Genomic DNA, 24852 nt, shown 5'->3' on the forward strand with positions numbered 1-24852 from the left:
GCTCTTGTGTCGGCCCGGTTACAGGTGTGAGATCGAGCGTGGGAGGTGAGCCAGCTCACCGGATCACCCGTCCGCCTACCCGTCGTCCAGGAGATCACCGGAAGATATCGCCGCGGTGCCCGCCCGGGCCGCTTCCCCGTCGCGCGCGGCGGTCGCCACCACCACCGGTTGAGGGAGGTGCGCCGCGATGGCGCAGAAGAATCAGGAGAAGGGTGTCACCGGCGGCGCGCCGGTGGTGACCGAGCCCGGCAGGGTTCGCAACGTGGTGCTCGTCGGGCACTCCGGAGCGGGCAAGACGACTCTGGTCGAGGCGCTGCTCGCGGCCAGCGGCACGATCGGCCGGGCCGGCAACGTCACCGAGGGCACCACCGTCTGCGACCATGATCCCGCCGCCGTGCGCCAGCAGCGCTCGGTGAGCCTGGCCTGTGCCCCGCTGCTGCACCGCGACGTCAAGGTCAACCTCCTGGACACCCCCGGGTACGGCGACTTCGTCGGCGAGCTGCGCGCCGGGCTGCGGGCCGCCGACGCGGCGCTGTTCGTGGTCTCCGCCGTCGACGGCATGGACGCCGCCACGGCCGCGCTCTGGGAGGAGTGCGCCGCGGTGGACATGCCCCGCGCCGTCGCGGTGACCCGGCTGGACCACCCGCGCGCCGACTTCGACGAGGCGGTGGCCCTCTGCCAGCGGGTCTTCGGCGACAACGTGCTCCCCCTCTACCTGCCGATGCTGGGCGACGACGGCGAGTCGGTCGCCGGCCTCATGGGGCTGATCACGCGGCGGGTGTTCGACTACTCCCAGGGCCTGCCGGCGGCGGTACGCGAGCCGGACCCGGAGCACCTGCCGGCCATCCTGGAGTCCCGCAACGAGCTGATCGAGGGGATCATCGCGGAGAGCGAGGACGAGACCCTCATGGACCGCTACCTCGGCGGCGAGGAGATCGACACCGAGGTGCTCATCACCGACCTGGAGACGGCGGTCGCCCGCGGCCACTTCTACCCGGTGGTGCCGGTCTGCGCGGAGACCGGCGTCGGGCTGGACGCGCTGCTGGACGGGCTGGTGGCGGCGTTCCCGTCACCGCTGGAGCACGAGCTGCCCGCGGTCACCGGGGTGGACGGCTCGCCCCGGCCGCCGCTGGCCTGCGACCCCGACGGCCCGCTGGTCGCCGAGGTCGTCAAGACGACGGTGGACCGGCACGTCGGGCGGGTCTCGCTGGTCCGGGTCTTCTCCGGCACGCTCCGCCCCGACCAGGCGGTCCACGTGTCCGGTCACGGCATGGCCGAGCGCGGCCACCCCGACCACGACGCCGACGAGCGGGTCGGCCACATCTACAGCCCGCTCGGCGCGACGCTGCGGGAGGTGACCACCGCGGTGGCCGGTGACATCTGCGCGATCACCAAGTCGGGCAGCGCGGAGACCGGCGACACCATCTCCGCCAAGGAGGAGCCGCTGCTCATCGCCCCGTGGGAGATGCCGGAGCCGCTGCTGCCGGTGGCCATCGTGGCGAAGAGCCGGGCCGACGAGGACGCCCTGGCCCGCAACCTGGCCCGGCTGGTCGCCGGCGACCCGACCCTGCGGCTGGACCGCAACGCCGAGACCCACCAGCTGGTGCTCTGGTGCATGGGCGAGGCGCACGCCGACGTGGTGCTCGACCGGCTGCGCGCCGGCGGGGTGGAGCTGGAGACCGAGCCGGTCCGGGTGGAGCTGCGCGAGACGTTCACGGCCGCCGCCAGGGGCCACGGCCGGCACGTCAAGCAGTCCGGCGGCCACGGCCAGTACGCGGTCTGCGACATCGAGGTCACGCCGCTGCCCCGGGGCGCCGGCTTCGAGTTCGTGGACAAGGTGGTCGGCGGCGCGGTGCCGCACAACTACATCCCGTCGGTGGAGAAGGGCGTCCGGGCGCAGATGGATCGCGGCCTGGTCGGCGGCTACCCGGTGGTGGACCTGCGGGTGACCCTCTTCGACGGCAAGGCGCACAGCGTCGACTCCTCCGACGCGGCGTTCCAGACCGCTGGCGCCCTCGCCCTGCGGGACGCCGCCGAGAAGGGGCAGCCCACGCTGCTGGAGCCGGTCGACGAGGTGACCGTCCGGGTGCCCGACTCGTCGGTGGGCGCGGTGATGGGCGACCTGTCCGGCCGGCGCGGCCGGGTGCTCGGCACCGAGCCCGACCCGGACGCCGAGGGGCGCACCCTGGTCAAGGCCGAGGTCCCCGCCACCGAGCTGCTGCGCTACGCGGTCGAGCTGCGCTCGATGACCGCCGGCACCGGCACCTTCCGCCGCGAGTTCGCCCGCTACGAGCCGATGCCCGCCCACCTCGCCGAGCAGGTCCGCAAGGAGGCCGGCAACCGCGCCTGACCCGGCGGGTCAGGGGCGGGCCGCGGGCACCGGCGGCATCGACCAGTGCGGGCGGTCGGCGTCGCGCATGGCCGCCGCGCGCAGGGCGGCGAGCTGGCGCTCCACCTCGGCGAACTGGTCGGGGGCGAGCGGGCCGCGGTCCAGCGCGGCGGCGTTCTCCTCCACCTGGGCGACCGTGCGGGCGCCGGGAATCGGCACGGCCCGGCCGCTGCGCGCCCAGATCCAGCCGAGCGCGCCCTGGGCCAGGGTCCGGCCGTCCGCGGTCAGCGCGCCCCGGACGGCGGCGACCCTGCGCAGCCACTCCGGGGCGGGCCGGCCGCCGCGGAACCACTCCAGCCAGTTCGGCGCGTTCCCGCGCACGTCGTCGCGGGGCAGCGTGGACTCCGGGGTGTACTTGCCGGTGAGCAGCCCCATCCCGAGCGGCCCCCGGGCCAGGCTGGCCAGGTCGTGCTTCTCGCAGGCGGCCAGCATGGCCGGGGCGTCCCGGAGCACCGACAGGCCGTGCTGCACGGCGGCGGCGCCCCGCGCGACCTGGGCGAAGGCCGCCGCCCGGTCGGCCCGGTCGGTGCTCCAGCCGTACGCGCGGATCAGGCCGTCGGCGACCAGGTCCTCCAGGGTGCCGATCAGCGCCTCGGCCCGGGGCACCGGGAGGTCGGCGAGGTGCAGCTGGTAGAGGTCGATCCGGTCGGTGTCCAGCCGGCGCAGCGAGTCGACGACCGCCCGCCGCAGGTACTCCGGTGAGGCATCCTCCCCGGTGGCCTGCCGGGCCCGCTCGTCGAACGTGTAGCCCCACTTCGTGGCGATCACCGCCTCGTCGCGCCGGCCGGCGAGGGCCCGGCCGAGGATCCGCTCGCCGTGCCCGGCGCCGTACGTGTCGGCGGTGTCGAAGAGCGTCACCCCGAGGTCGAGGGCGCGGCGGACCGCCCGGATCGACTCCGCGTCGTCCACGGCGCCCCAGCCCAGCGGCCGGGCGCCCTCGGCCCACGGGCCGCTGATCGCCCAGCAGCCCATGCCGAGGGCGCTGACCGCGATGCCGCTGCGGCCCAACGGCCGCGTGCTGACTGCCATCGCCGCATCCTGCCACCTTCCCCGGACCCGTGGGCCGCTTCCTCACCCCGGGTGCCGGGCCGGCCGGCGGACGGTCAGCGGGCGTACGCCAGCAGCACCGGGTCGGCCTGCCCGGACCAGGAGCCGGTCAGCCGGGCGGGCGCCGGGGCGTCGGCCGGGGCCGGCCGGCGGACCAGGGCCAGCTCCGCGCCACCGGCGCGGATCAGGGTCGGGTCGCCGTCGACCACCTCGTCGACCAGGTCGAAGGCCGACGGGTTCCCGGACCGGGTGCCGGCGAGGGTCATGCTCGCGGTGCGCACCTCGCGCCGGCCGTCGACCTCGAAGTACTCCTCCGCCTGGCCGGCGTCGGCGAGGACGGCGGCGGCCAGGGCCGGCGGGTAGACCGGGTCGCCGCAGGCGTCGTACACCCAGCGCGGGCCGAGCACGGAGTGGTCGGTGGTGCCGACCAGCCACCGCTCGGCGCCGGGCAGCGGCGCGGCCCGGTAGGTGAGCGGCACCTGGAGGACCGGCCCGTCGCCGGCCCGGACCAGCATGGTCTCGATGCCGACCTCGCCGGCCGGGTCGTCGAACCGGTAGGCCGCCACGCGGGTGATCTCCGCACCCGGGTCGCCGGTGAACCAGGGCCGGCCGGGCAGCCAGGCGGCGAGCAGGTCGAGCTTCGAGGGGCGCAGTTCGGCGCGGTGCAGCAGGGCCATGCCCAAGATCGTACTGCCGGGGTCGGACCGGGGCCGCCCCCGGCCGTCAGGCCGGCCAGGCCTTGGCGAACAGGTCCCGGGTGTCGGCGAGCAGTTGCGGCAGCACCTTGGTGCGGCCGATCACCGGCATGAAGTTCGCGTCGCCGCCCCAGCGCGGCACCACGTGCTGGTGCAGGTGCGCGGCGATGCCCGCGCCGGCGACGCCGCCCTGGTTCATGCCCAGGTTGAACCCGTGCGCGCTGGAGACGTGCCGGACCACCCGCATGGCGTCCTTGGTGAACGCGGCCAGCTCGGCCGTCTCCGGCGCGTCCAGCTCGGTGTAGTCGGCCACGTGCCGGTAGGGGCAGACCAGGAGGTGCCCCGGGTTGTAGGGGTAGAGGTTGAGCACCGCGAAGACGTGCTCGCCCCGGGCCACCACCAGGCTCTCGTCCGGCGGCCGGCCGGGGGCGAGGCAGAACGGGCAGCCGGTCGGCTTCTCGTAGCCGCCCTCGGGCCGGTCCCCGCCCGAGATGTAGGTCATCCGGTGCGGCGTCCAGAGCCGCTCCAGCCCGTCCGCCAGACCGTTCTCGCCGCCGCTGCCGGCGCCGTCGAAGTGCCGTTCCGCCCCAGTCACACGCCGATCCTACGGTCACCGGGCCGTCTCCCACCCGGCCGGACCGGCCGGGTGGGGGACGGGTGGCTCAGGTGTTGGGCGTGCCCTCCGCCGACGGGCCGGAGTTGGTGCGGGACTCGGCGACGTCCCGCACGTGGGCCACCGCCTCCTCGATCGGCACGCCGTTGCGCTGCGACCCGTCGCGGTAGCGGAAGGAGACCGTGCCGGCGGCCACGTCGTCGTCACCGGCGATCACCATGAACGGGATCTTCTGCTGCTGGGCGTTGCGGATCTTCTTCTGCATCCGGTCGTCACCGGCGTCGACCTCGGCGCGGATGCCCTGCTTGCGCAGGGTGGTGACGAAGTCCTGGAGGTAGTCGGTGTGGTCCTCGCGGATCGGGATGCCGACCACCTGCACCGGGGCGAGCCACGCCGGGAACGCGCCCGCGTAGTGCTCGGTGAGCACCCCGATGAACCGCTCGATCGACCCGAACTTGGCGCAGTGGATCATCACGGGCTGCTGCCGCGTGCCGTCGGCCGCCTGGTACTCCAGCCCGAAGCCCTTCGGCTGGTTGAAGTCGTACTGGATGGTCGACAGCTGCCAGGTGCGGCCGATGGCGTCCTTGGCCTGGACGGAGATCTTCGGGCCGTAGAAGGCCGCGCCGCCCGGATCCGGCACCAGGTCCAGCCCGGTCTCCCGGGCGCACTGCTCCAGCACCGCGGTGGCCGTCGCCCAGTCCTCGTCGGACCCGACGAACTTGTCGAGCCGGGCCTCGTCGCGGGTCGACAGCTCCAGGTAGAAGTCGTCGATGCCGAAGTCCTTCAGCAGGCTCAGCACGAAGTTGAGCAGGTGCTTGATCTCGGCCGGGGCCTGCTCCCGGGTGCAGTAGGAGTGGGAGTCGTCCTGGGTCAGGCCGCGCACCCGGGTCAGCCCGTGGACCACGCCCGACTTCTCGTAGCGGTAGACCGAGCCGAACTCGAACAGCCGCATGGGCAGCTCGCGGTAGGACCGCCCGCGCGACCGGTAGATCAGGTTGTGCATGGGGCAGTTCATGGCCTTGAGGTAGTAGTCCGCGCCCTCGAGCTCCATGGGCGGGTACATCCCGTCGGCGTAGTACGGCAGGTGGCCCGAGGTGTGGAACAGGCCCTCCTTCGAGATGTGCGGGGTCCCGACGTACTGGAAGCCCTCCTCGATGTGGCGGGTGCGGACGTAGTCCTCCATCACCCGCTTGAGCACACCGCCCTTGGGGTGGAAGACCGCCAGGCCGGAACCGATCTCGTCGGGGAAGCTGAACAGGTCCAGGTCCGCGCCGAGCTTGCGGTGGTCGCGCCGGGCGGCCTCCTCCAGCAACCGCAGGTACGCCTTGAGCTCGTCCCGGGTCGGCCACGCCGTGCCGTAGACCCGCTGGAGCTGGGGGTTCTTCTCCGAGCCCCGCCAGTAGGCGGCGGCCGAGCGCATGAGCTTGAACGCGCCGATCAGCCGGGTGTTCGGCAGGTGCGGGCCGCGGCACAGGTCCGACCAGCAGACCTTGTCCTCGTTGGCGGCGAGGTTGTCGTAGATGGTCAGCTCGCCGCCGCCCACCTCCATCAGCTCGGAGGAGTCCAGCCCCTCACCCTTGACCTCGATGAGCTCCATCTTGAACGGCTCGGCGGCCAGCTCGCCGCGCGCCTCGTCGAGGCTGCTGAAGCGGCGCCGGCGGAACCGCTGGCCGGACTTGACGATCTCCTGCATCCGCTTCTCGAGCTTCGCCAGGTCGTCCGGCTGGAACGGCTTGGCCACCTGGAAGTCGTAGTAGAAGCCGTTCTCGATGGGCGGGCCGATGCCGAGCTTGGCCTCGGGGAACACGTCCTGCACGGCCTGGGCCAGCACGTGCGCGGTGGAGTGGCGCAGCACGTTCAGCCCGTCCGGGGTGTCGAGGGCCACCGGCTCGACAGCGATCTCCTCGGCCGGCTTCCAGTCGAGGTCGCGGAGCACGCCCTGCGGGTCGCGGACCACCACGATGGCCTTCGGGCCGCTCATCGGCAGCCCGGCCGCGGCCACCGCGTCGGCCGCCGTCGTCCCGGCGGCGACGACGACGGGGTCGGCCACGACGGGGGTACGGGGTGCGGACACGGTGACTCCTGTCGTCGAACGGGCTCGAAGGTGCCGGGTACCGGCTCCGTCGAACGGGTTCGAAGGGTGCCGGGTACCGGCTCCTGCGATGCTATCGGTCGCCCGGACCCGCGCCGTCGGCGACGCCGCGCTCCCCCGGCCGATCAGTTCCGTCCGGCGTTGAACCTTTCCGCCTTCCCGCCCGAACTACCGGGTGAGGCCGGAGCCGGTTGCCGGCCGTGTCGACACGGATGGGGACGACCATGACGATGACCCGTCGGGGCCGGTGGTGGGCGACCGCGCTGCTGGCCGCCACGGTCGGCGGCACGCTGGGCTGGCCCGGCGCCGCGAGCGCCGCCGAGGTGACCCTCACGACCTCACCCGCCCAGGTGCACCAGGGCGACGCCATCGAACTGGCCGTGGTGCTGCCCGAGGAGCGGGCCGGCAGCCGGACCAGCCGGATCGAGCTGCGGATGCCCGCGGACGCCCCGATCGGCGAGGTCTACCCGCTCTCCGTGCCCGACTGGGCGCCCACCATCACCACCCGCACCCTGGACCAGCCGGTCGCGGGCATCCACTCCTCCGAGCTGAACCAGGTGACCGACTCGGTGGCCTGGATCCGGATGCCCGGCGGCTCGGGCGGGCCGGCCCGGCTGTCGCTCGGCATGGGTCCGATGCCGGCCACCGACAAGCTCACCTTCACGGTGATCCAGACCTACGCCGACGGCACCGTGGTCCGCTGGGCCGATCCGCCCGGCGGCGCACACCCCGCCCCGACGGTCACCCTGCTGCCCTCGCTGGCGGGCGCCGCCGCGCACGCCGGCCACGGCGAACCGGTCGCCGAGGCGCCGGCCGAGGCGGCCGCCGCGGCACGGGCCGACGACGGCGGACCGAGCGCGGACCTGCTGCTGGGCGGCGGGCTGCTCGCCGGGCTGGCCGGCGGCGCGGCGATCGGCTGGCTGCTCAGCCGCCGGAAGCGCGACACCCTCACCCTCCCGCCCGACTCCCCCACCCCGACCGACAACGACGCCCCCGAGGAAGACCCCGCCGAACCCCACTCCACCACCGCCGAAACCGCACCCCTGACCTCCACGGCCTCCCGCTGAGCGCGCCACGCCCGGCGATCTTGGCGACCTACCGTTCGGAACGAACGACAACTCGCCAAGATCCGAAGCCGACACGGCCGCGTGGAGCTCGGCCCGCGCGAACCGCACGGGCGCGCCGCTGGCGGCGAACGCGGCGAGCGGGCCCTGGCGACGACCGGCGGGGTGCGTGAGGAGGTCAGGCGGGGGCGGCGAGCCAGGGCGGGAGGGGTTCACGGGCGGCGAGCCAGCCGTCCGGGACACCGCCCGGCGTGCCGACCCCGGTGTGGGCGGCCACCACGCCGCCGACGATCGCCGCCGTGGTGTCCACGTCCCCGCCCGCCTGCACGCAGGCGCGGATCGCCGCCGGATAGTCGTGCAGGTGGGTGGCGGCGACCCAGAGGGTGAAGGGGACGGTGTCCTGCGCGGTCACCCGGGAGCCGTTGCCCAGTGTCTCGGCGACCTCGCCGGCCGGGTGGCCGAGCAGCGCGGCGGCCCGGCGTACGCCCCGGTGCACCTCGCCGGCCGGGTCGAGGGCGCCGGCCACCACGGTGAGCAGCCGGGCCGGCTCGGGCCGGTCCCCGTCCAGCCGGGCCCGGGCGGCCAGCGAGGCGGCCACCGCCACGGCGACCGCCCCGGCGATCCCCTCGGGGTGGGCGTGGGTCACCTCGGCGGAGGCGCGGGCCTGGTCGGCGGCGCGCCGGGTGGAGTCCGCGTACCAGGCGCCGAGTGGGGCCACCCGCATGGCCGCGCCGTTGCCGCAGGAGCCCTGCCCGTCGAAGGCGGACGCGGCGGCCACCGGCCACGGCGTGCCGGCGCGGATCAGTTCGAGCAGTTCCACGGCGCCGGCGCCGTAGCGGCGGGCCGGGTCGTAGTGGGCCGCGAAGGCGAGCGCGAGGGCGTCCCGGTCCACCCGACCGTGCGCGGCCAGCACGGTGAGCACCGAGCAGGCCATCTCGGTGTCGTCGCTCCACGGCCACGGGCCGGGCGGCAGCGCGTCGGCCCAGGCGGCGACCGCGCTGCCCGGCACGAAGAACCGCGCGCCGAGGGCGTCGCCGACGGACAGGCCGGCCAGCGCGTCGCGCGCGAGCGTGAGGCGGGTGTCGGGGAAGAGAGTGAACGTCATCGTCGTCCCAGCTTGCCCGGTTCGCGGGACTGCCGCAACGCGATCAACTTGCCACGCCGAGTACGGTGCTGACGTGGCAACCGTCCTCCTGGTCGAAGACGATCACGTCGTCCGCGGCGCGATGCTGCGGTCCCTCACCGACCGGGGACACGCGGTGCACGCCGTCGGCACGGCGCTGGACGCGCTGCGCCGGGTCGCCGCCGAGACTCCCGACCTGGTGGTGCTCGACCTCGGCCTGCCCGACCTGGACGGCTCCGACGCGCTGCGCATGCTGCGCGGCATCACCGACGTGCCGATCATCATCGCGACCGCCCGCGACGACGAGCAGTCGGTGGTTCGGCTGCTCCGGGCGGGCGCCGACGACTACATGGTCAAGCCCTTCACCGGCGCCCACCTGGACGCGCGGATCACCACCGTGCTGCGCCGGGCCGGCCGGGCCAGCCGGACCGTCCAGCCGGCCGTGCACACGGTCGGCGGCCTGCGGGTGGACGTGGGCGAGCGCAGCGCCGTGCTGGACGGCGAACCCCTGGCCCTGACCCGCAAGGAATTCGACCTGCTGGCGTATCTCGCCGCACGTCCCGGCCGGGTAGTGTCCCGGCGGGAACTCTTGGAGGAGGTATGGCGGCAGCCCTCGGTCGGCGAGGACCAGACCATCGACGTTCACCTCTACTGGCTCCGCCGCAAAATGGGCGAGTCCGCGGCGAAGCCGCGCTACCTGCGCACCGTGCGGGGGGTCGGCTTCCGGCTGGTGGCGCCGGACTGAGGCCGGCGCTGGCCTGGCTCACGGCCGGCATGTGCAGCCTCGTCGCGCTCGCCTTCCTCATCCCGCTCGGGATCACCCTGTCCGACCAGGCGCGGGAGGAGAAGCTGGCCGACGCGGCCCGGCGCAGCGCGCTGGTCACCGGGGCGCTCGCGGTCAGCACCGACCCGGAGATCGTCCGGCGGGCCGTGGCGGCCAGCGACGACGACGCGGCGCTGCGGCCCGTCGTACACGGGATCGGGGTCGACGAGAGCGCGGGCCGCGCCGACGCGGCGGCGCTGGACCGGGCCGCCGCCGAGCGGCGTTCGGTGGTCACCGACGTGCCCGGTGGCGTCCTCCGGCTGGACCCGGTGGTGCTCGGCGACCGGGTCGCCGTGGTGGAGGTCTTCGTTCCCGACGAGGTGCTCGACGCCGGCGGCGGTGGGCGGTGGCTGCTGCTGCTCGCGGTGGCGCTGGCGCTGGTCGGCGCCGCGGTGATCGTGGTCGACCGGGTGGCCGCCCGGGCCGTCGACGCGACCGGCGAGCTGGTGAAGGCGGCCCTCGCGGTCGGCGACGGCGAGCTGGGCGTGCGGGTCGAGCCGACCGGGCCGCGGGAGCTGGCCGAGGCCGGGCACGCGTTCAACCGGATGGCGGAGCGGCTGGTCGCGCTCCGCGCCGACGAGCGGGAACTCGTCGCCGACCTGTCGCACCGGCTGCGGACGCCGCTGACCGCGCTGCGGCTGGACGCCGAGGCGCTGGAGTCCGACGACACCAGCATCGGCACGTTCAGCGAGGCGGAGCTGGACCGCCGCCGCGGCATCCGGCGGATCCGGCAGGCCATCGTGACGCTGGAGGGCGAGGTCGACCAGCTGATCACGACGACCCGCAAGGCGGTCAGCCAGGAGACCGGGCCGGCGACCTGCGACGTCAGCGAGGTGGTCCGGGACCGGATGGTCTTCTGGTCGGCCCTGGCCGGCGACCAGAACCGGCCGCACCGGGTGGTCGGCGCGCAGCTGCGGATCCCGGTGCCGGTCCCCCGGGCCGAGCTGGCCGCGGCGCTGGACGCGGTGATCGGCAACGTCTTCCGCTACACCCCCCAGGGCACCGCGTTCGAGGTGGCGGTGAGCCGGCGGGACGGCTGGGTGGCGATCCGGATCGACGACGCCGGCCCGGGGATCGCCGACGCGGACCGGGCGCTGCGCCGGGGCGCCAGCGACCAGGGCTCCACCGGCCTGGGGCTGGACATCGCCAAGCGGGTCGCGTTGCAGGCCAACGGCTCGGTGAGCATCGACCGGGCCCGGCTGGGCGGGGCCAGCGTGGTGATGCTGCTGGCCGACCCGGAGGCGACGCCCCGGCAGGTCAACCGGTTCGGCCTGGTCGGCCGGATGGCGCGCGACGCCCGGGAGCCGCGGGCCGGCCGGCGCTGGCCGCGCCAGCGCTGAGCCGGTGGCTGTGGGCCGCCGCAAGTCTTCCTTAGGACTGGGTTAACGACGGCCCCGGCGCCCGGCCGGGCTGTCAGGATCAGTACCGAACCCATCAGTTCCGCCGGCCGGGGACGCCCCGTAACACCTCGGTCGGCGGAGCAGTGCGCGCGGCGGGAGTTCGGTCCCCCCACACCTCGCTCCCGCCGCGCGCCGCTTCTCCCGTCGAGCCGCACCCCGGGCGTGAGGTGACCGTGATGACGCCGACCGTCAGCCGCCTGCTCCGCTGGGCCGCCGTGATCGGCCTCGGCGTCGCCCTCACGCTCGCCGCCTGGCAGGACCCGGTCCTCGCGGACGGCCCCGGCCGGGCCGCCGACCGTCTGCCGGGCGCCGCCGTCGCGATCGCCGCGGTGGTGGGGTTCGGGCTGGCCCTGGCCGGGCGGCGCCGGCCGCTGCGGGTGTCCCGGCGGCCGGTGCCGTCCCGCCCGCTCAGCGCGTCGCGGCCGCCAAGTACGCGTCGATCTCGCCGCTGATCCGGGCCTGCTCCCCCGGCTCCAGGAACGCGGCCGTGACCGCGTCGCGGGCCAGCGCGGCCACGCCGGCCGGGTCGAGGCGCAGCAGCCGGGCGGCCACGGCGTACTCGTCGTTGAGCGTGGTGCCGAACATCGGCGGGTCGTCGGAGTTGACGCTGACCAGCACGCCCGCCTCGACGAGCTGCGGCAGCGGGTGCTCCTCGATGGTCGCCACCGCCCGGGTCCGCACGTTGGAGGTGGGGCACACCTCCAGCGGGATCCGCCGCTCGGCCAGGTGGGCGAGCAGCGCCGGGTCGAGGGCGGCGGAGATGCCGTGACCGATGCGCTCGGCGCCCAGCTCGCGCAGCGCGTCCCAGACGGTCTCCGGGCCGGTGGTCTCGCCGGCGTGCGGCACCGACCGCAGGCCGGCCGCGCGGGCCTGGTCGAAGTACGGCTTGAACTGCGGCCGCGGCACCCCGATCTCCGGGCCGCCCAGGCCGAAGCTGATCAGCCCGTCCGGCCGCTCGTCCAGGGCGATCCGCAGGGTCTGCTCGGCGGCCGGCAGGCCGGCCTCACCGGGGATGTCGAAGCACCAGCGCAGCGCGATGCCGAAGTCGGCCTCGGCCCGCTTGCGGGCGTCCTCGATCGCCTCGCAGAAGGCCGGCGCGGGAATCCCCCGGTGCACGTGGGAGTACGGCGTGACGGTCAGCTCGGCGTACCGGACCTGCTGGCGGGCCAGTTCCCGGGCCACCTCGTGGGTGAGCAGCCAGACGTCGTCGGCGTCCCGGATGAGGTCCACCACGCTCAGGTAGACCTCGATGAAGTGGGCGAAGTCGCGGAACGCGAAGTAGTCGGCGAGCGCCTCCGGGTCGGCCGGGACGGGAGTGCGCCCCTCGTGCCGGGCGGCCAGCTCGGCCACGATCCGGGGCGAGGCGGAGCCGACGTGGTGCACGTGCAGCTCCACCTTGGGCAGTCCGGCGATGAAGGTGGGCAGGTCGGTCACAGGTTCTCCTCTGCGCGGGCGCCGGTGCGGGCCACCACGAAGATCCGGCGGAACGGGAAGTACACCTGACCCTGCCGCACCGGGTACGCCTCGGCGAGGCGTACCCCGAGCTCGGCGCGGAAGCCGGCCCAGCCGGCGGCGTCGAGCGCGGCGCGGACCGGGCGCAGCGCCGTGCCCTCCATCCAGGCCAGCACCGGATGGTCGGCGCCGGCGGCCGGGAGCAGGTGCACGTAGGTAGTCTCCCAGGCGTCCACGGCGCAGCCGGCACCGACCAGCAGCGCGGCGTAGTCGACCGGCTCCTCGACGGGCGCCTCGCGCAGCAGCGGGGCGAGGGTGTCCCGCCACCGGTCCCGCCCGGCCACCTCGCGCAGCGCCCGGTGCGACGGGGCGGCGAAGTTCCCGGGCACCTGGAACGCCAGCCAGGCGCCGGCCGGCAGCGCGGCGGCCCAGCGGGTGAGCAGCTCCCGGTGGCCGGGCACCCACTGGAGCACCGCGTTGCTGACGAGCACGTCCACGTCCGGCTCGGGCCGCCAGGTGCGGACGTCGCCGACGGCGAAGTCGACCGGGGTGTCCAGGGCGGCCGCCCGCGCGATCATCTCCGGGGAGGAGTCCAGGCCGGCGATCCGGCTCTCCGGCCAGCGCTCGGCGAGCGTGGCGGTGAGCGTGCCGGGCCCGCAGCCGAGGTCGACCACGGCCCGTGGGCGCGCGGCGGGGACCCGGGCCACCAGGTCGTGGAAGGGGCGGGAGCGCTCGTCGCCGTAGCGCAGGTAGGTGCTCGGATCCCACATGACTGCCTCCAAACCGTACGTACGTCTTGTTAGACCGTACGGCCCGGCGGGCGTACCGGCAAGCGGCTCACTAGGCTCGACAGGGTGGAACAGCGCAGCTTCGACCGGCTCGGCCGGCACGTCGGCATCATCGGACTCGGCGCCTGGCAGCTCGGCGCGGACTGGGGCGAGGTCAGCGAGAGCACGGCCCTCGACGTGCTCGGCGCCGCCGTCGACGCCGGGGTCACCTTCCTGGACACCGCCGACGTCTACGGCGACGGCCGCAGCGAGCAGCTGATCGGGCGGTTCCTGCGCGCGCACCCCGGGCACGGGCTGACCGTGGCCACCAAGATGGGCCGGCGCGTGCCGCAGGTGCCGGAGGCGTACACCCTGGACAACTTCCGGGCCTGGACCGACCGGTCCCGGGCGAACCTCGGCGTGGACACCCTCGACCTGGTGCAGCTGCACTGCCCGCCCACCGCGGTCTTCGCCGACGACCGGGTCTTCGACGCCCTGGACACCCTGGTCGCCGAGGAGCGGATCGCCGGATACGGGGTCAGCGTCGAGACCAGCGACCAGGCGCTCACGGCGATCGCCCGCCCCGGCGCGGCCAGCGTGCAGATCATCCTCAACGCCGTACGCCACAAGCCGCTGGAGCGGGTGCTGCCCGAGGCCGCGAAGGCCGGGGTCGGCATCATCGCCCGGGTGCCCCTCGCCAGCGGCCTGCTCTCCGGCCGGTACGACGAGCACACCACCTTCCCGGCGAACGACCACCGGAACTTCAACCGGCACGGCGAGTCCTTCGACGTCGGCGAGACCTTCTCCGGCGTCGACTACGACCTCGGCCTGTCGGCCGTGCGGCGGCTCGCGCCGCTGGTCGGCGAGGGCCGGACGATGGCCCAGTTCGCGCTCCGCTGGATCCTCGACCAGCCCGGCGTCACCGTGGTCATCCCGGGCGCCCGCAACGCGGAACAGGCCCGGCGCAACGCCGCCGCGGCCGGCCTGCCGTCGCTGACCGAAGTGGAGCTGGCCGCTGTCCGCGCCACCTACGACGAGCTGATCCGCCCACAGGTGCACGACCGGTGGTGACCCCGTACCGGCGGGCCGTCGGCGCGGCGTCGTCGCGAGGCGGCGCCCGCGGGCATGCTGGAGCCGGGCGCGCGGCGGCGGAGGGGGAGCGATGAGGGGCTGGTTCCGGCTCACCGTGGGGCTGCTGGCCGTGGTGCTCGGTGCCCTGTGGACCGTGACGGGCCTGGGCTACGTCGAGGGCAGCGCGCTGACCGACCAACGGATCTGGGCGGTCGCCGGCCCGGCGCTCGTCCTCATCGGACTCGTGGCGCTGTGGTTCGGCATGCGGGCCCGGCGCCGGCGCGGCTGAGACGCGGCCGGTCCACAGTGCGGAAAAGCCCCGCCTCCCGGAAGGGAGGCGGGGCTTCTGCGCACCGGCCGGCGCGGCCGGTGCTCCGACAGCTCAGATGGGGCGGACCTGCTCGGCCTGCGGACCCTTCTGACCCTGGGCGATCTCGAACTCCACCCGCTGGTTCTCCTCCAGCGTGCGGTAGCCGCTGGACTGGATGGCCGAGAAGTGGACGAACACGTCAGCACCCCCGCCGTCGACGGTGATGAAGCCGAAGCCCTTGTCAGCGTTGAACCACTTCACGGTTCCCTGCGCCATGTGTATCTCCTTCTAAAACTGGCGGCCGAGCACGCCGTGCGGCCGATTGGCCGTTTTCGAGCAGCGGTGCCTGAGGCGGCCCCCATCGAAGGAGACTTCTCTCAACCCACGCGTCTCTCAACAGCGTGAGACAGCAAACCACGTACGCAAAAACTTCGCACAGCCTACCCGACGAAAGTCTCCGACATGTGACCTGACGGTGGCGGCAGATCCACTGGCCGGGCCCGTCGGGCCAGGCGAAAGGCCCCTGTCCACCGAGGTGAAAGGGGCCTTTCGTGCGTATGGAATCAGTCGGGCCAGCGGCCGGTGAGCCGGCGTACGCCGACCGCCCCGCCACGGTCCACGGCGGCCCGGACGACCGCGAAGATGGCCCCCTGCAACGCCGCGGCGGCGAGGATCTCGCCCCAGCGGCGGTCCTCGTCGGTGGCGCTGGGCGCCTCGCCGTCGCCGGCCGTGATCTTCCAGACCTGCCGGAAGATGACCCCGGCGACGGTGCCGGCGGCCAGACCCATCAGCACCCCGACCGGCTTGTAGACAACCCTGCCGACGCCCTTGCTCACCTGCGCCTCCCACGAACGATCAACAGCACCACCGCGGTGGCCACGGCCCCGGCCGCCACGGCCGCCCATGGCACCGGGTTGCGCCCGACCGCCCCACCCTTCTCGTATGCCTGCGCCCGGACCAGCCGGGCCCTCTCCGCCGCCTGCCCGCGCACCCGGGCGACGGTCAGCGCCGCCTGCTCGCGCATCCGCACCTTCGCCTGCTCGGCGGAGTGCCGCACCAGGGCCTTGACGTCGGCCCTGGCGGCCAGCAGCTCCATCGTCTCACCCAGCTCCACCCGGGTCCGGCGGATCTCCTCCCGGAGCGCCGCCACGTCCCCGGTCCCGTTGCCGGTCATGCCCGCCTCCCGTCCTTCACCGCGGCGGTGACGGTGTCCACGTCCGCCCGGACACTGCGGACCGTCGCCTCCGGCACCGGCGGGACGGCACGGCTGACCTGCTTCTTGCCGACGAGCGCCAGGATGCCGGCGAGCAGGAAGAGCGCCACCGCCACGATCAGCGCGGCGAGCCACGCCGGCATGACCAGATCCAGCAGCAGGATCACCGTGGCGACCAGCGCGCCGGCGCCGTAGAAGGCCATCACCCCGCCGCCGCCGAACAGACCGATCCCGATCCCGGCGTGCTTGCCCTTCTGGGTCAGTTCCGCCCGGGCCAGCGCCAGCTCGTCCCGCACCAGGCGGGTGACCTGTTCGGTGGCCCGCTGCACCAGCTCCGCGGTGGACGGCTCGTGCCCGGTCCGGGACGCGCTGCGACTCGCGACGTCAGCCATGCTGTCCTCCTTTCATCATCACCGCGCTGTATGCCCGGAGTCGCCGCCCGTCAATCCTGCGCGGAGCGGCCGGTCGACCCGGCCGCACACCATGTCCTCGCCCGGCCGCCGGGCGGCGGCCGGATCCGGGGCGTGCGCAGCAGGTCCCCCGGTACGCGCCGATCAAACGCACCCGGCCCGACCTGCCGCGTCCGCAGGCCGTCCGGCAGGTGCAACGGGCCGGACGGGCCGCAGGTCACGAGGGGCGGCCGACGCGCGGAGCCCCCGGCGCCGCGGGGGCGGCTGCCGGGGGCTCCGGAGGGGGTACGGGTCAGCGACGGGCGTCGGCGTGTTCGTCGCGGCCGACGAACGCCTCGCTGCGGGCGTCGCCGTCGTCGCTGCCGCCGAAGACCCGCGCGTCGTCGGGCACCTCGGTGTCGGGCCGCCGGCGGGCCGGCCGCCGCGGCTGCGCCGCCTGCCAGGGCAGCGGGCCGCCGGTGTCGCCCACCTCGGCGCGCAGCCGGGGCAGGGCGGTCGGGCGCTGGTCGCGCACCCACGCGACCAGGTGCTCGCGGACCAGGCAGCGCAGGTCCCACAGGCTGCCGGCGTCGGCCGCGCTGACCAGGGCCCGGACCTTGACCAGGCCGCCGGTGGCGTCGGTCACCTGGAGCACGCAGACCCGGCCGTCCCAGAGCTCCGTGCCCTCGCACAGCCGCCGCAGCTCCTCCCGCATGGCCTGCACCGGAATGGCCCAGTCCAGGTCGAACTCGGCGGTGCCGAGCACAGCCGCCTCGGTCCGGGTCCAGTTCTGGAACGGGGTGCTCGTGAAGTAGGAGGTGGGCAGGATCAGCCGGCGGTCGTCCCAGACCTGCACGACCACGTAGCTGAGGGTCAGCTCCTCGACCCGGCCCCACTCCCCCTCGACCACCACGACGTCGTCGAGGCGTACGGCGTCGCTGAAGGCGAGCTGGAGGCCGGCGAAGACGTTGCCCAGCAGGCTCTGCGCGGCCAGCGCGGCGACCACACCGACCACACCGGCGCTGGTCAGCACGCCGGCGCCGATGCCGCGGACGGCCGGGAAGGTCATCAGCATCACGCCGAGGGCGAGCACCACGATCACCGCGATGGTCAGCCGGCGCAGCAGCACCACCTGCGTACGCACCCGCCGGGCGTGCCGGTTGTTCGGCACGTCCACCCGGAACCGGGCCAGCGCCGTGTCCTCCGCCACCACCAGCAGCGAGGCCACCAGCCAGGCGGTGGCGGCGATCAGGGCGAGGACCAGGACGTGCAGGACGAGCTGCCGCCAGGGGCTGCCCACCGCGTACAGGGTGGTGAACCGGACGGCGAGCTGCACGGCGAGCACGGTCGCGGCCACCTGGAACGAGCGGTGCGAGTGCTCGGTGAGCTCGGTCATCAGCAGCGACCGCCGGCCGAGCCGGCGGGTGGCCCGGTGCACCACCTCGACCAGCAACAGCGCGACCGCCGCCGCGGCGAGCGCGGCGGCGGCGGTCACGAGGTAGGTCTGCACGTTCTCTACTCTCCCTCCGGCCGGGCGGAATCGGGCAAAGGCCCAATGGTGCCCGGACTATCGCGTATCGACCAGGATCACACCCGGCGGTAGCGCGACTGGAAGAAGCAGTAGACGCCGAAGGCGGCGATACCGAGCGCCATGAGCGTCAGCAGCACCGGCCCGTACGACTGGTCGCGGAGCGTACGCAGGGCGGCGTCCAGCCCGCGGGCCTTCTCCGGGTCGTACTTCACGGCGGCCGTCACGATCAGCAGGCCGGCGATGGCGAAGACCGCGCCGCGGGCGGCGTACCCGGCCATGCCGAGGCGGCGGGTCAGGGTGCGCGTCTTCGGGCTCATCTCGCCGGTCTTCAGGTTGCGCTCGAACTTCTTCTTGAGCCCGTAGATCACCATGCCGATTCCGACGGCGGCGAGCACCAGGCCGGCCAGCCCGACCAGCCACCGGCCGCCCTCGGAGGCCATCAGCTTCTCGGTGAACTGCTGCTGCTGGTCGGCGGCGTTGCTGCTCGCGTCCTGGAAGACCTTGACGGCGGTCCAGCCGAGCCAGACGAAGACGATCACGCGGACGACGGAGGCGATCCGCTCGAAGAGCTTTTCCTTGCCGCGCCGGGAGCGGTGGCCGATGACCGCCTCGAACGCCTGCCAGATCGCCATGGCGAAGAGCCCGACGGCGATGGCCACCAGGAGGAACTTGCCGAGCGGCTGTTCCCCGAGGGTGCGCAGGGCACCGTTCTGGTTGCCCTCCTCCCCCGACTTGCCGAAGGCGATCTGCACGGCCAGCCAGGCGAAGAGGAGGTGCACGATCCCGTAGCCGATGAAACCGGCCCGGGTCAACAGTTCGAGCCACCTGCTGTTCGCGGCCTGGGCGGCGGTGGCTCCGGCGTTCCGGGTGAGAGACATGGCGCCTCAATCTCCCGGTGCGAAGATTTCCAAACGTCGGCCGCCGCCGCCCGGCGCGGCGATCAGCCGTTCGGGTCGCGGGCCACCCGGACGACGACCTGCTGGTTGGTGACGCTGTCGAGGGTGACCGAGAAGCCGCCGGCCTGGGCGGCCTGCTGGCCGACGGTGAGCGAGAGCTGCTCCCCGGCCACCTCGACGGTGACCTGGTCGCCCTCGGCGCCGACCAGCTTCGCCTCGACGCCCAGGATGGAGGCGCTGGCCTCGACGCCACGCTCGAAGGTGACGGTGCAGGCGTCCAGACCGCAGTCGGTGGAGGCGTTGTCCGAACTGCAACCGGCCAGCAGCGCGGCGCCGAGCGCGAGGCCGGCGAGCAGGCCGGCGGCGCGGCGGGTGGGGGTCAGCACGGGGGAAACGCGTCGATTCGTCACCCGGCCAAGGGTACGAGACGGCGGCCACACCGCCACCCGCCGGTGATCGTCCCGCCGCGGGTTAGGGTCCCGGCATGCCCTTCGACATCGCCCGCACCCGGGCCGCCTACCCCGCCCTGACCGAGGGCTTCGCCCACTTCGACGGCGCCGGCGGCACCCAGACCGCCCGGCCGGTGATCGAGGCGGTCACCGCCGCCATGACCGCCGCCACCGGCAACCGGAGCACCGCCTTCGTACCGGGCCGGCGATCCCTGGACCTGGTGGCCGCGGCCCGCGCCGCGGTGGCCGACCTGCTCGGGGCGGAGCCCGGCGGCGTGGTGCTCGGCCCGAGCGCCACGGCGCTGACCTACACCCTGGCCCGGACGCTCGGGGCCGGCTGGCGGCCGGGCGACGAGGTGGTGGTCTCCCGGCTGGACCACGACGCCAACGTCCGGCCCTGGGTGCAGGTGGCCGAGGCCGCCGGGGCGACGGTTCGCTGGGCCGAGTTCGACCCGGCGACCGGGGAGCTGCCCGCCGGCCAGTACGCCGACCTGGTCACCGAGCGCACCCGGCTGGTGGCCGTGACCGCCGGCAGCAACGCGATCGGCACGGTGCCGGACGTGGCGGCGATCGCCAAGACCGCACACGCGGCGGGCGCGCTGGTCTGCGTGGACGGGGTCCACGCGGTGCCGCACGGCCCCACCGACCTGGCCTCGCTCGGCGCGGACTTCCTGGTGACCAGCGCCTACAAGTGGTCCGGGCCGCACCTGGCCGCGATGGCCGCCGACCCCGCCCGCTGGGCGTCGCTGCGCCCGGCCAAGCTGCTCCCCTCCTCCGACGCGGTCCCGGACCGGTTCGAGTACGGCACGCCGAGCTTCCCGCTGCTGGCCGGGGTGGTCGCGGCGGTGGACCACCTGGCGACCCTCGACCCGGCCGCGACCGGCGGCCGCCGGGACCGGCTCCGGGCCGGGCTGGCCGCCGCCCAGGCGCACGAGGAGGCCGTCTTCGAGCGGCTGCTCGCCGGGCTGGCCGCCCGCCCCTTCGTCACCGTCCACGGCTCGCCGGCCCGGCGTTGCCCGACGGTGTCGTTCCGGGTGTCCGGGTCGACCCCCGCGGAGACCGCGGCGGCACTGGGCGCGGCCGGCGTCTGCCTCTCCTCCGGCGACTACTACGCCTACGAGTACTTCCAGACCATGGGCCTGCGGGACAGCGGCGGCGCGGTCCGGGCCAGCGTCTACCACTACAACACCGTCGAGGAGGTGGACCGCTTGCTGGCCGAACTCGACCGGCTGGCCGCCGACGGGGAGAGAATGGCCGGGTGAGCTTCCTGGTCGAGGAGAACCCCGCGAAACGCCGCTTCGAGATCCTCGTCGACGACGCGCTGGCCGGGTTCACCGCGTACGTGCCGCGCGGGGAGGTGCTGGTCTTCACGCACACCCAGGTGGACGAGCGCTACCAGAACATGGGGGTGGGCTCGGCGCTGATCCGGGGCACGCTCGACCAGATCCGCGAGCGCGGCGGCCGCCTCGTGACCCAGTGCGAGTTCATGGCCACGTTCATCCAGCGCCACCCCGAATACGCCGACCTGGTGGTCCCCGAGCCCTGACCGGCCGCCGGCCCGGCGGGGCCCGGCTCGGGTCAGCGCGTGCCGGCGAGCAGTTCGGCGGCGGCGAGGGCGGCGGCCCGGGTCGCGCCGTGGGTGGCCACGTGCACCACCCCGGTGACCAGCTCGGGCACCCCCAGCTCGACCACCACCGCGTCCGGGCGGGCGGCCAGGGCGCGGGACACGGCGTCCCGCATCCAGTCGTGCCGGTGCAGGTCCCGCACCACCAGCACCAGCGGGCGGCCGGTCGCGCCGGCGGCCGGGTCGGCGGGGACCTCCTCCCGGGCGTACCGGGCGGTCGTGGTGCCGGGCGCCAGCTCGGTCAGGGGCGCCGCGATCCCCCACGGCGTCTCCGCACCGATGGCGATGTTGCGCGGCGGGGCGAACTCCACCACGTGCGCCGGGCCGGCCAGCGGCAGCAGCCCGCCCGCGCCGGTGACCACGCGCAGGGCCCGGCGGGCGGCGGCCAGGCCGATCGCCGAGCCGGCGTCGCCGGGCCGGTGCCCGGACCGCCCGGTCCGGGCGGCGACCGTCCAGGCGGCGAGCTGCCCGACCCGCTTCGCCGCCTCGGCCAGCCGCTCCTCGGGCAGCTCACCGGCGACGACCGCGGCCACGATGGCGTCCCGCAGCTCGCGGGCGTCGGCCTCGGTGGCCCGCTCCCCGCCCACGCAGATCGCGTCCGCCCCGGCGGCGAGCGCGCGGACCGCCGCCCCGGCGAAGCCGTACCGGTCGGCCACGGCCCGCATCTCCACGGCGTCGGTGACCACCACGCCGCCGAAGCCCAGCTCCTCGCGGAGCAGGCGGCCCAGGATGCGCGGGCTGAGCGTGGCCGGCAGTTCCGGGTCCAGCGCCGGCACCAGCAGGTGCCCGGTCATGACCGCCTGCGCCCCGGCCGTGACGGCGGCCCGGAACGGGGCCAGCTCGACCGCGTCCAGCCGGGCCCGGTCGCCGCCGATGCGCGGCAGGTCGTGATGGGAGTCGACATGGGTGTCGCCGTGCCCGGGGAAGTGCTTGGCGCAGGCCGCGACGCCGCCCGCCTGCAGGCCGCGGACCCAGGCGGCGGTGTGCCGGGCCACGAGGGCCGGGTCGGCGCCGAAGGAGCGGACCCCGATCACCGGGTTCTCCGGGTTGGAGTTGACGTCGGCGTCCGGGGCGTAGTTGAGCGTGACGCCCACGCCGGCCAGCTCGGCGCCCAGGTCGCGGGCGACCTCCTCGGTGAGGGCCGGGTCGTCGACCGCGCCGAGGGCCAGGTTGCCCGGCCGGGAGCTGCCCCGGGCCGACTCGATCCGGGTGACGTCGCCGGCCTCCTCGTCGATGGCCACGATCACGTCGGGCCGCTCGGCGCGCAGGGTCGCGGTCAGGGCGGCGACCTGCTCGTGGTCGACGACGTTGCGGGCGAAGAGGACCACCGACCCGAGCCCCTCGGTGAGCCAGCGGCAGACCCACGGCGGCGGTGTGGTGCCGACGAACCCCGGTTGCAGGACGGCGGCCGCCAGGGCCGCCAGGTCTCCGGTCGCTCCCACGGTCCGCTCACTCATGCGCTGTCGTACCCCCGTCTTCCCCACGGCCCGCCGCCCGGCGGTGCTGTCATGGTCACACCGCCCTCCGAAATAGTCAACAATCCTTACTGTTAGCGGCTGGCACCGCCGGGCGGCCCGTGGGAGAGTGCGAGCATGCCTCCCGCCCTGCTCGCCGACGCCACCAGCGCCGCGGACATCCCCGGCGTACGCCTGCTCGGCCTGGTGGTCGGCGGCCTGTTCCTGCTGATCGCCATCCGGGCGATGTTCCGCCGCTGACCCGCCGCGTTCGGATCCCGTCTCCCCCGGGTAGGGCTGTCGTTGTCGGTGCGTGCGCCCGGCACGCGGACGCGGCGAGGGGGAGCGATGAAGATCGGCTACTTTCTGTCCAGCGAGGAGTACACCCCGGCGGAGCTGCTGGAACAGGCGCGCGGCGCCGAGCGGGCCGGCTTCGAGGCACTGTGGATCTCCGACCACTACCACCCCTGGGTCGACGCGCAGGGCCAGAGCCCCTTCGTCTGGTCGACCATCGGCGCCCTCAGCCAGGTCTGCCGGCTGCCGGTGACCACCGCGGTCACCTGCCCCACGGTCCGCATCCACCCGGCGGTGATCGCCCAGGCCGCGGCCACCAGCGCGGTGCTGCACGAGGGGCGGTTCGTGCTCGGGGTGGGCAGCGGCGAGGCGCTCAACGAGCACATCTTCGGCGACCCGTGGCCGCAGACCGACGTCCGGCTGGAGATGCTGGAGGAGGCGATCGAGGTGATCCGCGAGCTGTGGACCGGCGACTTCGTCAACCACCACGGCAAGCACTACACGGTGGAGCACGCCCGGATCTACACCCGCCCCGACACTCCCCCGCCGATCTACGTCTCCGGCTTCGGCGCGAAGTCGATCGAGCTGGCCGCCCGGATCGGCGACGGCTACGTCAGCACCATGCCCGACGTCGACATGGTGCGCCGGTTCCGCGACTCCGGCGGCGGCGACAAGCCCTGCCAGGCCGGGTTCAAGGCCGCCTACGCCGACAGCGAGGACGAGGGCGCGCGGATCGCGTACGAGCGGTGGCCCAACGCCGGCGTGCCGGGCGAGCTGTCCCAGGTGCTCCCGTCACCGCGCCACTTCGAGCAGGCCGCGCAGCTCGTCAAGCCGGAGATGATGAAGGAGTCGTTCGTCTGCGGCCGGGACGCCGACGCCCACCTGGAAATGATCGACAAGTACGCCAAGGCCGGCTTCGACGAGATCTACGTGGCCAACACCGGCCCGCACTGGCAGGGCCTGTTCGACCTCTACCAGCGCGAGGTGCTGCCCCGGCTGCGCTGAGGCCCGCGCCGGGCCGGGGCCACCGGAATTGAGGTGCGGACCGCCGCCCCACTTCCGATCATGGTGGGCGTGCATTCCGCCCTGACGGTGACCCCGGCCGAACTGCCCACGCTGCTGCTGCACGTGGCGGTGGTCCGGCCCGTCTTCGTCTGGGGACCGCCCGGCATCGGCAAGAGCTCGCTGGTCCGGGCCTTCGCCGACTCGCTCGGCCTGCCCTGCGTGACCCTGGTCGGCACCCAGCTCGCCGCCGAGGACCTGATCGGTGTGCCGGAGCTGCGCGACGGGCGCAGCCGGTTCGCGCCTCCGGAGTCCATCGCCCGCGACGAGCCGTACTGCCTGTTCCTGGACGAGCTCAACTCCTCCAGCCCCGAGGTGCAGAAGGCGTTCTACTCGCTGATCCTCGACCGCCGGATCGGCTCGTACGAGCTGCCGGCCGGGTCGATCGTGATCGGCGCCGGCAACCGGGCCACCGACAACGCCCTCGCCCGGCCGATGGCGTCCGCGCTGGTGAACCGCCTGGTGCACGTGCACCTGCGGGCCTCGGCGACCGACTGGCTGGCCTGGGCGGCCGCCGCCGGGGTGCACCCGTGGGTGGTGGACTACCTGACCGAACGCCCCGACCAGCTCTGGGTGGCACCGCCCAAGACCGAGGAGGCCTTCTCGACCCCGCGCAGCTGGCACATGCTCTCCGACGCGCTGCACTCCTTCGGCGCCGACGTCGACGAGGCGACCGTGCGGCTGCTGGCCGGCGGCACGCTCAGCGGGCAGCACGCCGCCGGCTTCGCCGCGTACGTCAAGACGGTGCGGCACCGGTACGGCCTGGACGCCATCGTGCGGGGTGACGCCGGCTGGCCGCGGGGCCCGCACGACCGGGACCTGCTCTACTTCTTCGCCGAGGCGTTCCGGGCCCGGCTGGTCAAGGAGCTGCCCGCCTCCCGGGAGCACGCCTCTCCCGGCGTGCGCGAGTTCGCGATCCGGGCCAAGGGGCTGCTGGTGGAGCTGGCCGAGATCTCCCTCGAATGCGCCCAGCTCGTCGTCGCCACCGACGACGACGGGATGCCGGTGCTGCCGGCCTGGTTCCTGGTCGAGGTGACCCGGGACCTGCCCCGCCTCGTCGCGGCCCGGGCCTGACCGTGGCGACCCGACGCCGG

The 24852-nt window shown here is 74.6% G+C and carries 27 protein-coding genes; 12 read left to right on the plus strand and 15 right to left on the minus strand.

Translation table 11 applies throughout. From position 1 onward, the window contains the following. Nucleotides 1-187 precede the first annotated feature (187 nt). On the plus strand, nt 188-2350 hold the full coding sequence (locus tag ABZ452_RS22705; protein WP_357946214.1) for an elongation factor G-like protein EF-G2: 2163 nt from the start codon (nt 188-190) through the stop codon (nt 2348-2350). A gap of 9 nt (nt 2351-2359) precedes the next feature. Here ABZ452_RS22705 and ABZ452_RS22710 read toward each other — a convergent pair whose 3' ends face one another. The 4 genes from ABZ452_RS22710 to thrS form a co-directional block, all read right to left on the minus strand. Next, nucleotides 2360-3418 carry an aldo/keto reductase gene (locus tag ABZ452_RS22710; protein WP_357946217.1) on the minus strand — a complete coding sequence of 353 codons (1059 nt, stop codon included), beginning with the start codon at nt 3416-3418 and terminating at the stop codon, nt 2360-2362. A gap of 74 nt (nt 3419-3492) precedes the next feature. After that, nucleotides 3493-4113: a hypothetical protein gene (locus ABZ452_RS22715; RefSeq protein WP_357946219.1), complete on the minus strand. Its 621-nt coding sequence runs from the start codon at nt 4111-4113 to the stop codon at nt 3493-3495. A gap of 46 nt (nt 4114-4159) precedes the next feature. Continuing rightward, on the minus strand, nt 4160-4672 hold the full coding sequence (locus ABZ452_RS22720; protein ID WP_357946322.1) for an HIT domain-containing protein: 513 nt from the start codon (nt 4670-4672) through the stop codon (nt 4160-4162). Nucleotides 4673-4793: 121 nt separating this feature from the next. Further along, nucleotides 4794-6818, minus strand: a complete 2025-nt coding sequence (thrS, locus tag ABZ452_RS22725) for a threonine--tRNA ligase (RefSeq protein WP_357946222.1) — start codon at nt 6816-6818, stop codon at nt 4794-4796. Nucleotides 6819-7060: 242 nt separating this feature from the next. On the opposite strand from thrS, the gene ABZ452_RS22730 reads away from it, so the two are divergent. Beyond that, entirely contained in the window at nt 7061-7903 is an 843-nt protein-coding gene (locus tag ABZ452_RS22730) for a DUF1775 domain-containing protein (RefSeq protein ID WP_357946224.1), read from the plus strand. Between the two features lie 175 nt (nt 7904-8078). Here ABZ452_RS22730 and ABZ452_RS22735 read toward each other — a convergent pair whose 3' ends face one another. Continuing rightward, nucleotides 8079-9005, minus strand: a complete 927-nt coding sequence (locus ABZ452_RS22735) for an ADP-ribosylglycohydrolase family protein (RefSeq protein ID WP_357946226.1) — start codon at nt 9003-9005, stop codon at nt 8079-8081. Between the two features lie 73 nt (nt 9006-9078). Here ABZ452_RS22735 and ABZ452_RS22740 point away from each other — a divergent pair, with 73 nt between their 5' ends. The 3 genes from ABZ452_RS22740 to ABZ452_RS22750 all read left to right on the plus strand — a co-directional run bounded on the left by ABZ452_RS22740 (nt 9079) and on the right by ABZ452_RS22750 (nt 11698). Continuing rightward, nucleotides 9079-9768: a response regulator transcription factor gene (locus ABZ452_RS22740; RefSeq protein WP_089155714.1), complete on the plus strand. Its 690-nt coding sequence runs from the start codon at nt 9079-9081 to the stop codon at nt 9766-9768. A 29-nt stretch (nt 9769-9797) separates the two neighbouring features. Beyond that, on the plus strand, nt 9798-11186 hold the full coding sequence (locus ABZ452_RS22745; protein ID WP_357946228.1) for a HAMP domain-containing sensor histidine kinase: 1389 nt from the start codon (nt 9798-9800) through the stop codon (nt 11184-11186). A gap of 236 nt (nt 11187-11422) precedes the next feature. After that, on the plus strand, nt 11423-11698 hold the full coding sequence (locus ABZ452_RS22750) for a hypothetical protein (RefSeq protein ID WP_357946230.1): 276 nt from the start codon (nt 11423-11425) through the stop codon (nt 11696-11698). Here the strand turns inward: ABZ452_RS22750 and ABZ452_RS22755 are convergent. After that, on the minus strand, nt 11655-12680 hold the full coding sequence (locus ABZ452_RS22755) for an adenosine deaminase (protein ID WP_357946233.1): 1026 nt from the start codon (nt 12678-12680) through the stop codon (nt 11655-11657). The genes ABZ452_RS22750 and ABZ452_RS22755 overlap by 44 nt on opposite strands. After that, complete coding sequence (locus ABZ452_RS22760; protein ID WP_357946236.1) at nt 12677-13468, minus strand: trans-aconitate 2-methyltransferase; 792 nt, start codon at nt 13466-13468, stop codon at nt 12677-12679. Before ABZ452_RS22760 ends, ABZ452_RS22755 begins: the two co-directional genes overlap by 4 nt. Nucleotides 13469-13552: 84 nt before the next feature. Between ABZ452_RS22760 and ABZ452_RS22765 the strand changes: the two genes are divergently transcribed. Both ABZ452_RS22765 and ABZ452_RS22770 read left to right on the plus strand, forming a co-directional pair. Then, nucleotides 13553-14536: an aldo/keto reductase gene (locus ABZ452_RS22765; protein ID WP_357946239.1), complete on the plus strand. Its 984-nt coding sequence runs from the start codon at nt 13553-13555 to the stop codon at nt 14534-14536. A gap of 91 nt (nt 14537-14627) precedes the next feature. Continuing rightward, entirely contained in the window at nt 14628-14825 is a 198-nt protein-coding gene (locus ABZ452_RS22770; protein WP_357946241.1) for a hypothetical protein, read from the plus strand. A 93-nt stretch (nt 14826-14918) separates the two neighbouring features. On the opposite strand, the gene ABZ452_RS22775 is transcribed toward ABZ452_RS22770, so the two are convergent. From ABZ452_RS22775 to ABZ452_RS22805, 7 genes are all read right to left on the minus strand, one after another. Then, on the minus strand, nt 14919-15122 hold the full coding sequence (locus ABZ452_RS22775; protein WP_091424054.1) for a cold-shock protein: 204 nt from the start codon (nt 15120-15122) through the stop codon (nt 14919-14921). A gap of 287 nt (nt 15123-15409) precedes the next feature. After that, the gene (locus ABZ452_RS22780; RefSeq protein WP_357946244.1) at nt 15410-15682 is read right to left on the minus strand and encodes a DUF4235 domain-containing protein; all 273 of its coding nucleotides are present in this window, start codon (nt 15680-15682) and stop codon (nt 15410-15412) included. Further along, the gene (locus tag ABZ452_RS22785; protein ID WP_357946248.1) at nt 15679-16020 is read right to left on the minus strand and encodes a DUF3618 domain-containing protein; all 342 of its coding nucleotides are present in this window, start codon (nt 16018-16020) and stop codon (nt 15679-15681) included. The genes ABZ452_RS22780 and ABZ452_RS22785 overlap by 4 nt, the downstream gene beginning before the upstream one ends. Then, nucleotides 16017-16451 carry a phage holin family protein gene (locus ABZ452_RS22790; RefSeq protein ID WP_357946250.1) on the minus strand — a complete coding sequence of 145 codons (435 nt, stop codon included), beginning with the start codon at nt 16449-16451 and terminating at the stop codon, nt 16017-16019. Before ABZ452_RS22790 ends, ABZ452_RS22785 begins: the two co-directional genes overlap by 4 nt. A gap of 310 nt (nt 16452-16761) precedes the next feature. Beyond that, the gene (locus ABZ452_RS22795) at nt 16762-17958 is read right to left on the minus strand and encodes a mechanosensitive ion channel domain-containing protein (RefSeq protein ID WP_357946254.1); all 1197 of its coding nucleotides are present in this window, start codon (nt 17956-17958) and stop codon (nt 16762-16764) included. Nucleotides 17959-18035: 77 nt separating this feature from the next. Then, a complete protein-coding gene (locus ABZ452_RS22800) occupies nt 18036-18857 on the minus strand; it encodes a DUF1206 domain-containing protein (RefSeq protein WP_357946257.1) in 822 nt (273 codons plus the stop codon). Nucleotides 18858-18919: 62 nt separating this feature from the next. After that, on the minus strand, nt 18920-19285 hold the full coding sequence (locus ABZ452_RS22805; protein ID WP_357946260.1) for a hypothetical protein: 366 nt from the start codon (nt 19283-19285) through the stop codon (nt 18920-18922). 74 nt (nt 19286-19359) lie between these two features. On the opposite strand from ABZ452_RS22805, the gene ABZ452_RS22810 reads away from it, so the two are divergent. Continuing rightward, entirely contained in the window at nt 19360-20586 is a 1227-nt protein-coding gene (locus ABZ452_RS22810) for a cysteine desulfurase-like protein (protein WP_357946262.1), read from the plus strand. Continuing rightward, complete coding sequence (locus ABZ452_RS22815) at nt 20583-20870, plus strand: GNAT family N-acetyltransferase (RefSeq protein ID WP_357946265.1); 288 nt, start codon at nt 20583-20585, stop codon at nt 20868-20870. The genes ABZ452_RS22810 and ABZ452_RS22815 overlap by 4 nt, the downstream gene beginning before the upstream one ends. Nucleotides 20871-20902: 32 nt before the next feature. Here ABZ452_RS22815 and ABZ452_RS22820 read toward each other — a convergent pair whose 3' ends face one another. Then, nucleotides 20903-22405: a glycoside hydrolase family 3 protein gene (locus tag ABZ452_RS22820; RefSeq protein WP_357946268.1), complete on the minus strand. Its 1503-nt coding sequence runs from the start codon at nt 22403-22405 to the stop codon at nt 20903-20905. 135 nt (nt 22406-22540) lie between these two features. On the opposite strand from ABZ452_RS22820, the gene ABZ452_RS22825 reads away from it, so the two are divergent. The 3 genes from ABZ452_RS22825 to ABZ452_RS22835 all read left to right on the plus strand — a co-directional run bounded on the left by ABZ452_RS22825 (nt 22541) and on the right by ABZ452_RS22835 (nt 24832). Further along, entirely contained in the window at nt 22541-22663 is a 123-nt protein-coding gene (locus ABZ452_RS22825) for a hypothetical protein (protein ID WP_255474570.1), read from the plus strand. 87 nt (nt 22664-22750) lie between these two features. Then, nucleotides 22751-23701, plus strand: coding sequence for a TIGR03557 family F420-dependent LLM class oxidoreductase (locus tag ABZ452_RS22830; protein WP_357946271.1), 951 nt, complete (start codon nt 22751-22753; stop codon nt 23699-23701). 87 nt (nt 23702-23788) lie between these two features. Beyond that, nucleotides 23789-24832, plus strand: a complete 1044-nt coding sequence (locus ABZ452_RS22835; RefSeq protein ID WP_357946324.1) for a MoxR family ATPase — start codon at nt 23789-23791, stop codon at nt 24830-24832. Nucleotides 24833-24852: the final 20 nt, after the last annotated feature.

This window comes from Micromonospora sp. NPDC005707 (assembly GCF_040631005.1).
Classification (GTDB): Bacteria; Actinomycetota; Actinomycetes; order Mycobacteriales; family Micromonosporaceae; genus Micromonospora.

Coding starts and splice junctions, on each gene's coding strand:
- ABZ452_RS22820 (WP_357946268.1), bottom strand. CDS start 22,405: ATGAGTGAGCGGACCGTGGGAGCGACCGGAGACCTGGCGGCCCTGGCG.
- ABZ452_RS22730 (WP_357946224.1), top strand. CDS start 7,061: ATGACGATGACCCGTCGGGGCCGGTGGTGGGCGACCGCGCTGCTGGCC.
- ABZ452_RS22785 (WP_357946248.1), bottom strand. CDS start 16,020: ATGACCGGCAACGGGACCGGGGACGTGGCGGCGCTCCGGGAGGAGATC.
- ABZ452_RS22745 (WP_357946228.1), top strand. CDS start 9,798: ATGTGCAGCCTCGTCGCGCTCGCCTTCCTCATCCCGCTCGGGATCACC.
- ABZ452_RS22770 (WP_357946241.1), top strand. CDS start 14,628: ATGAGGGGCTGGTTCCGGCTCACCGTGGGGCTGCTGGCCGTGGTGCTC.
- ABZ452_RS22760 (WP_357946236.1), bottom strand. CDS start 13,468: ATGTGGGATCCGAGCACCTACCTGCGCTACGGCGACGAGCGCTCCCGC.
- ABZ452_RS22705 (WP_357946214.1), top strand. CDS start 188: ATGGCGCAGAAGAATCAGGAGAAGGGTGTCACCGGCGGCGCGCCGGTG.
- ABZ452_RS22775 (WP_091424054.1), bottom strand. CDS start 15,122: ATGGCGCAGGGAACCGTGAAGTGGTTCAACGCTGACAAGGGCTTCGGC.
- ABZ452_RS22830 (WP_357946271.1), top strand. CDS start 22,751: ATGAAGATCGGCTACTTTCTGTCCAGCGAGGAGTACACCCCGGCGGAG.
- ABZ452_RS22790 (WP_357946250.1), bottom strand. CDS start 16,451: ATGGCTGACGTCGCGAGTCGCAGCGCGTCCCGGACCGGGCACGAGCCG.
- ABZ452_RS22710 (WP_357946217.1), bottom strand. CDS start 3,418: ATGGCAGTCAGCACGCGGCCGTTGGGCCGCAGCGGCATCGCGGTCAGC.
- ABZ452_RS22715 (WP_357946219.1), bottom strand. CDS start 4,113: ATGGCCCTGCTGCACCGCGCCGAACTGCGCCCCTCGAAGCTCGACCTG.
- ABZ452_RS22735 (WP_357946226.1), bottom strand. CDS start 9,005: ATGACGTTCACTCTCTTCCCCGACACCCGCCTCACGCTCGCGCGCGAC.
- ABZ452_RS22810 (WP_357946262.1), top strand. CDS start 19,360: ATGCCCTTCGACATCGCCCGCACCCGGGCCGCCTACCCCGCCCTGACC.
- ABZ452_RS22825 (WP_255474570.1), top strand. CDS start 22,541: ATGCCTCCCGCCCTGCTCGCCGACGCCACCAGCGCCGCGGACATCCCC.
- ABZ452_RS22750 (WP_357946230.1), top strand. CDS start 11,423: ATGACGCCGACCGTCAGCCGCCTGCTCCGCTGGGCCGCCGTGATCGGC.
- ABZ452_RS22800 (WP_357946257.1), bottom strand. CDS start 18,857: ATGTCTCTCACCCGGAACGCCGGAGCCACCGCCGCCCAGGCCGCGAAC.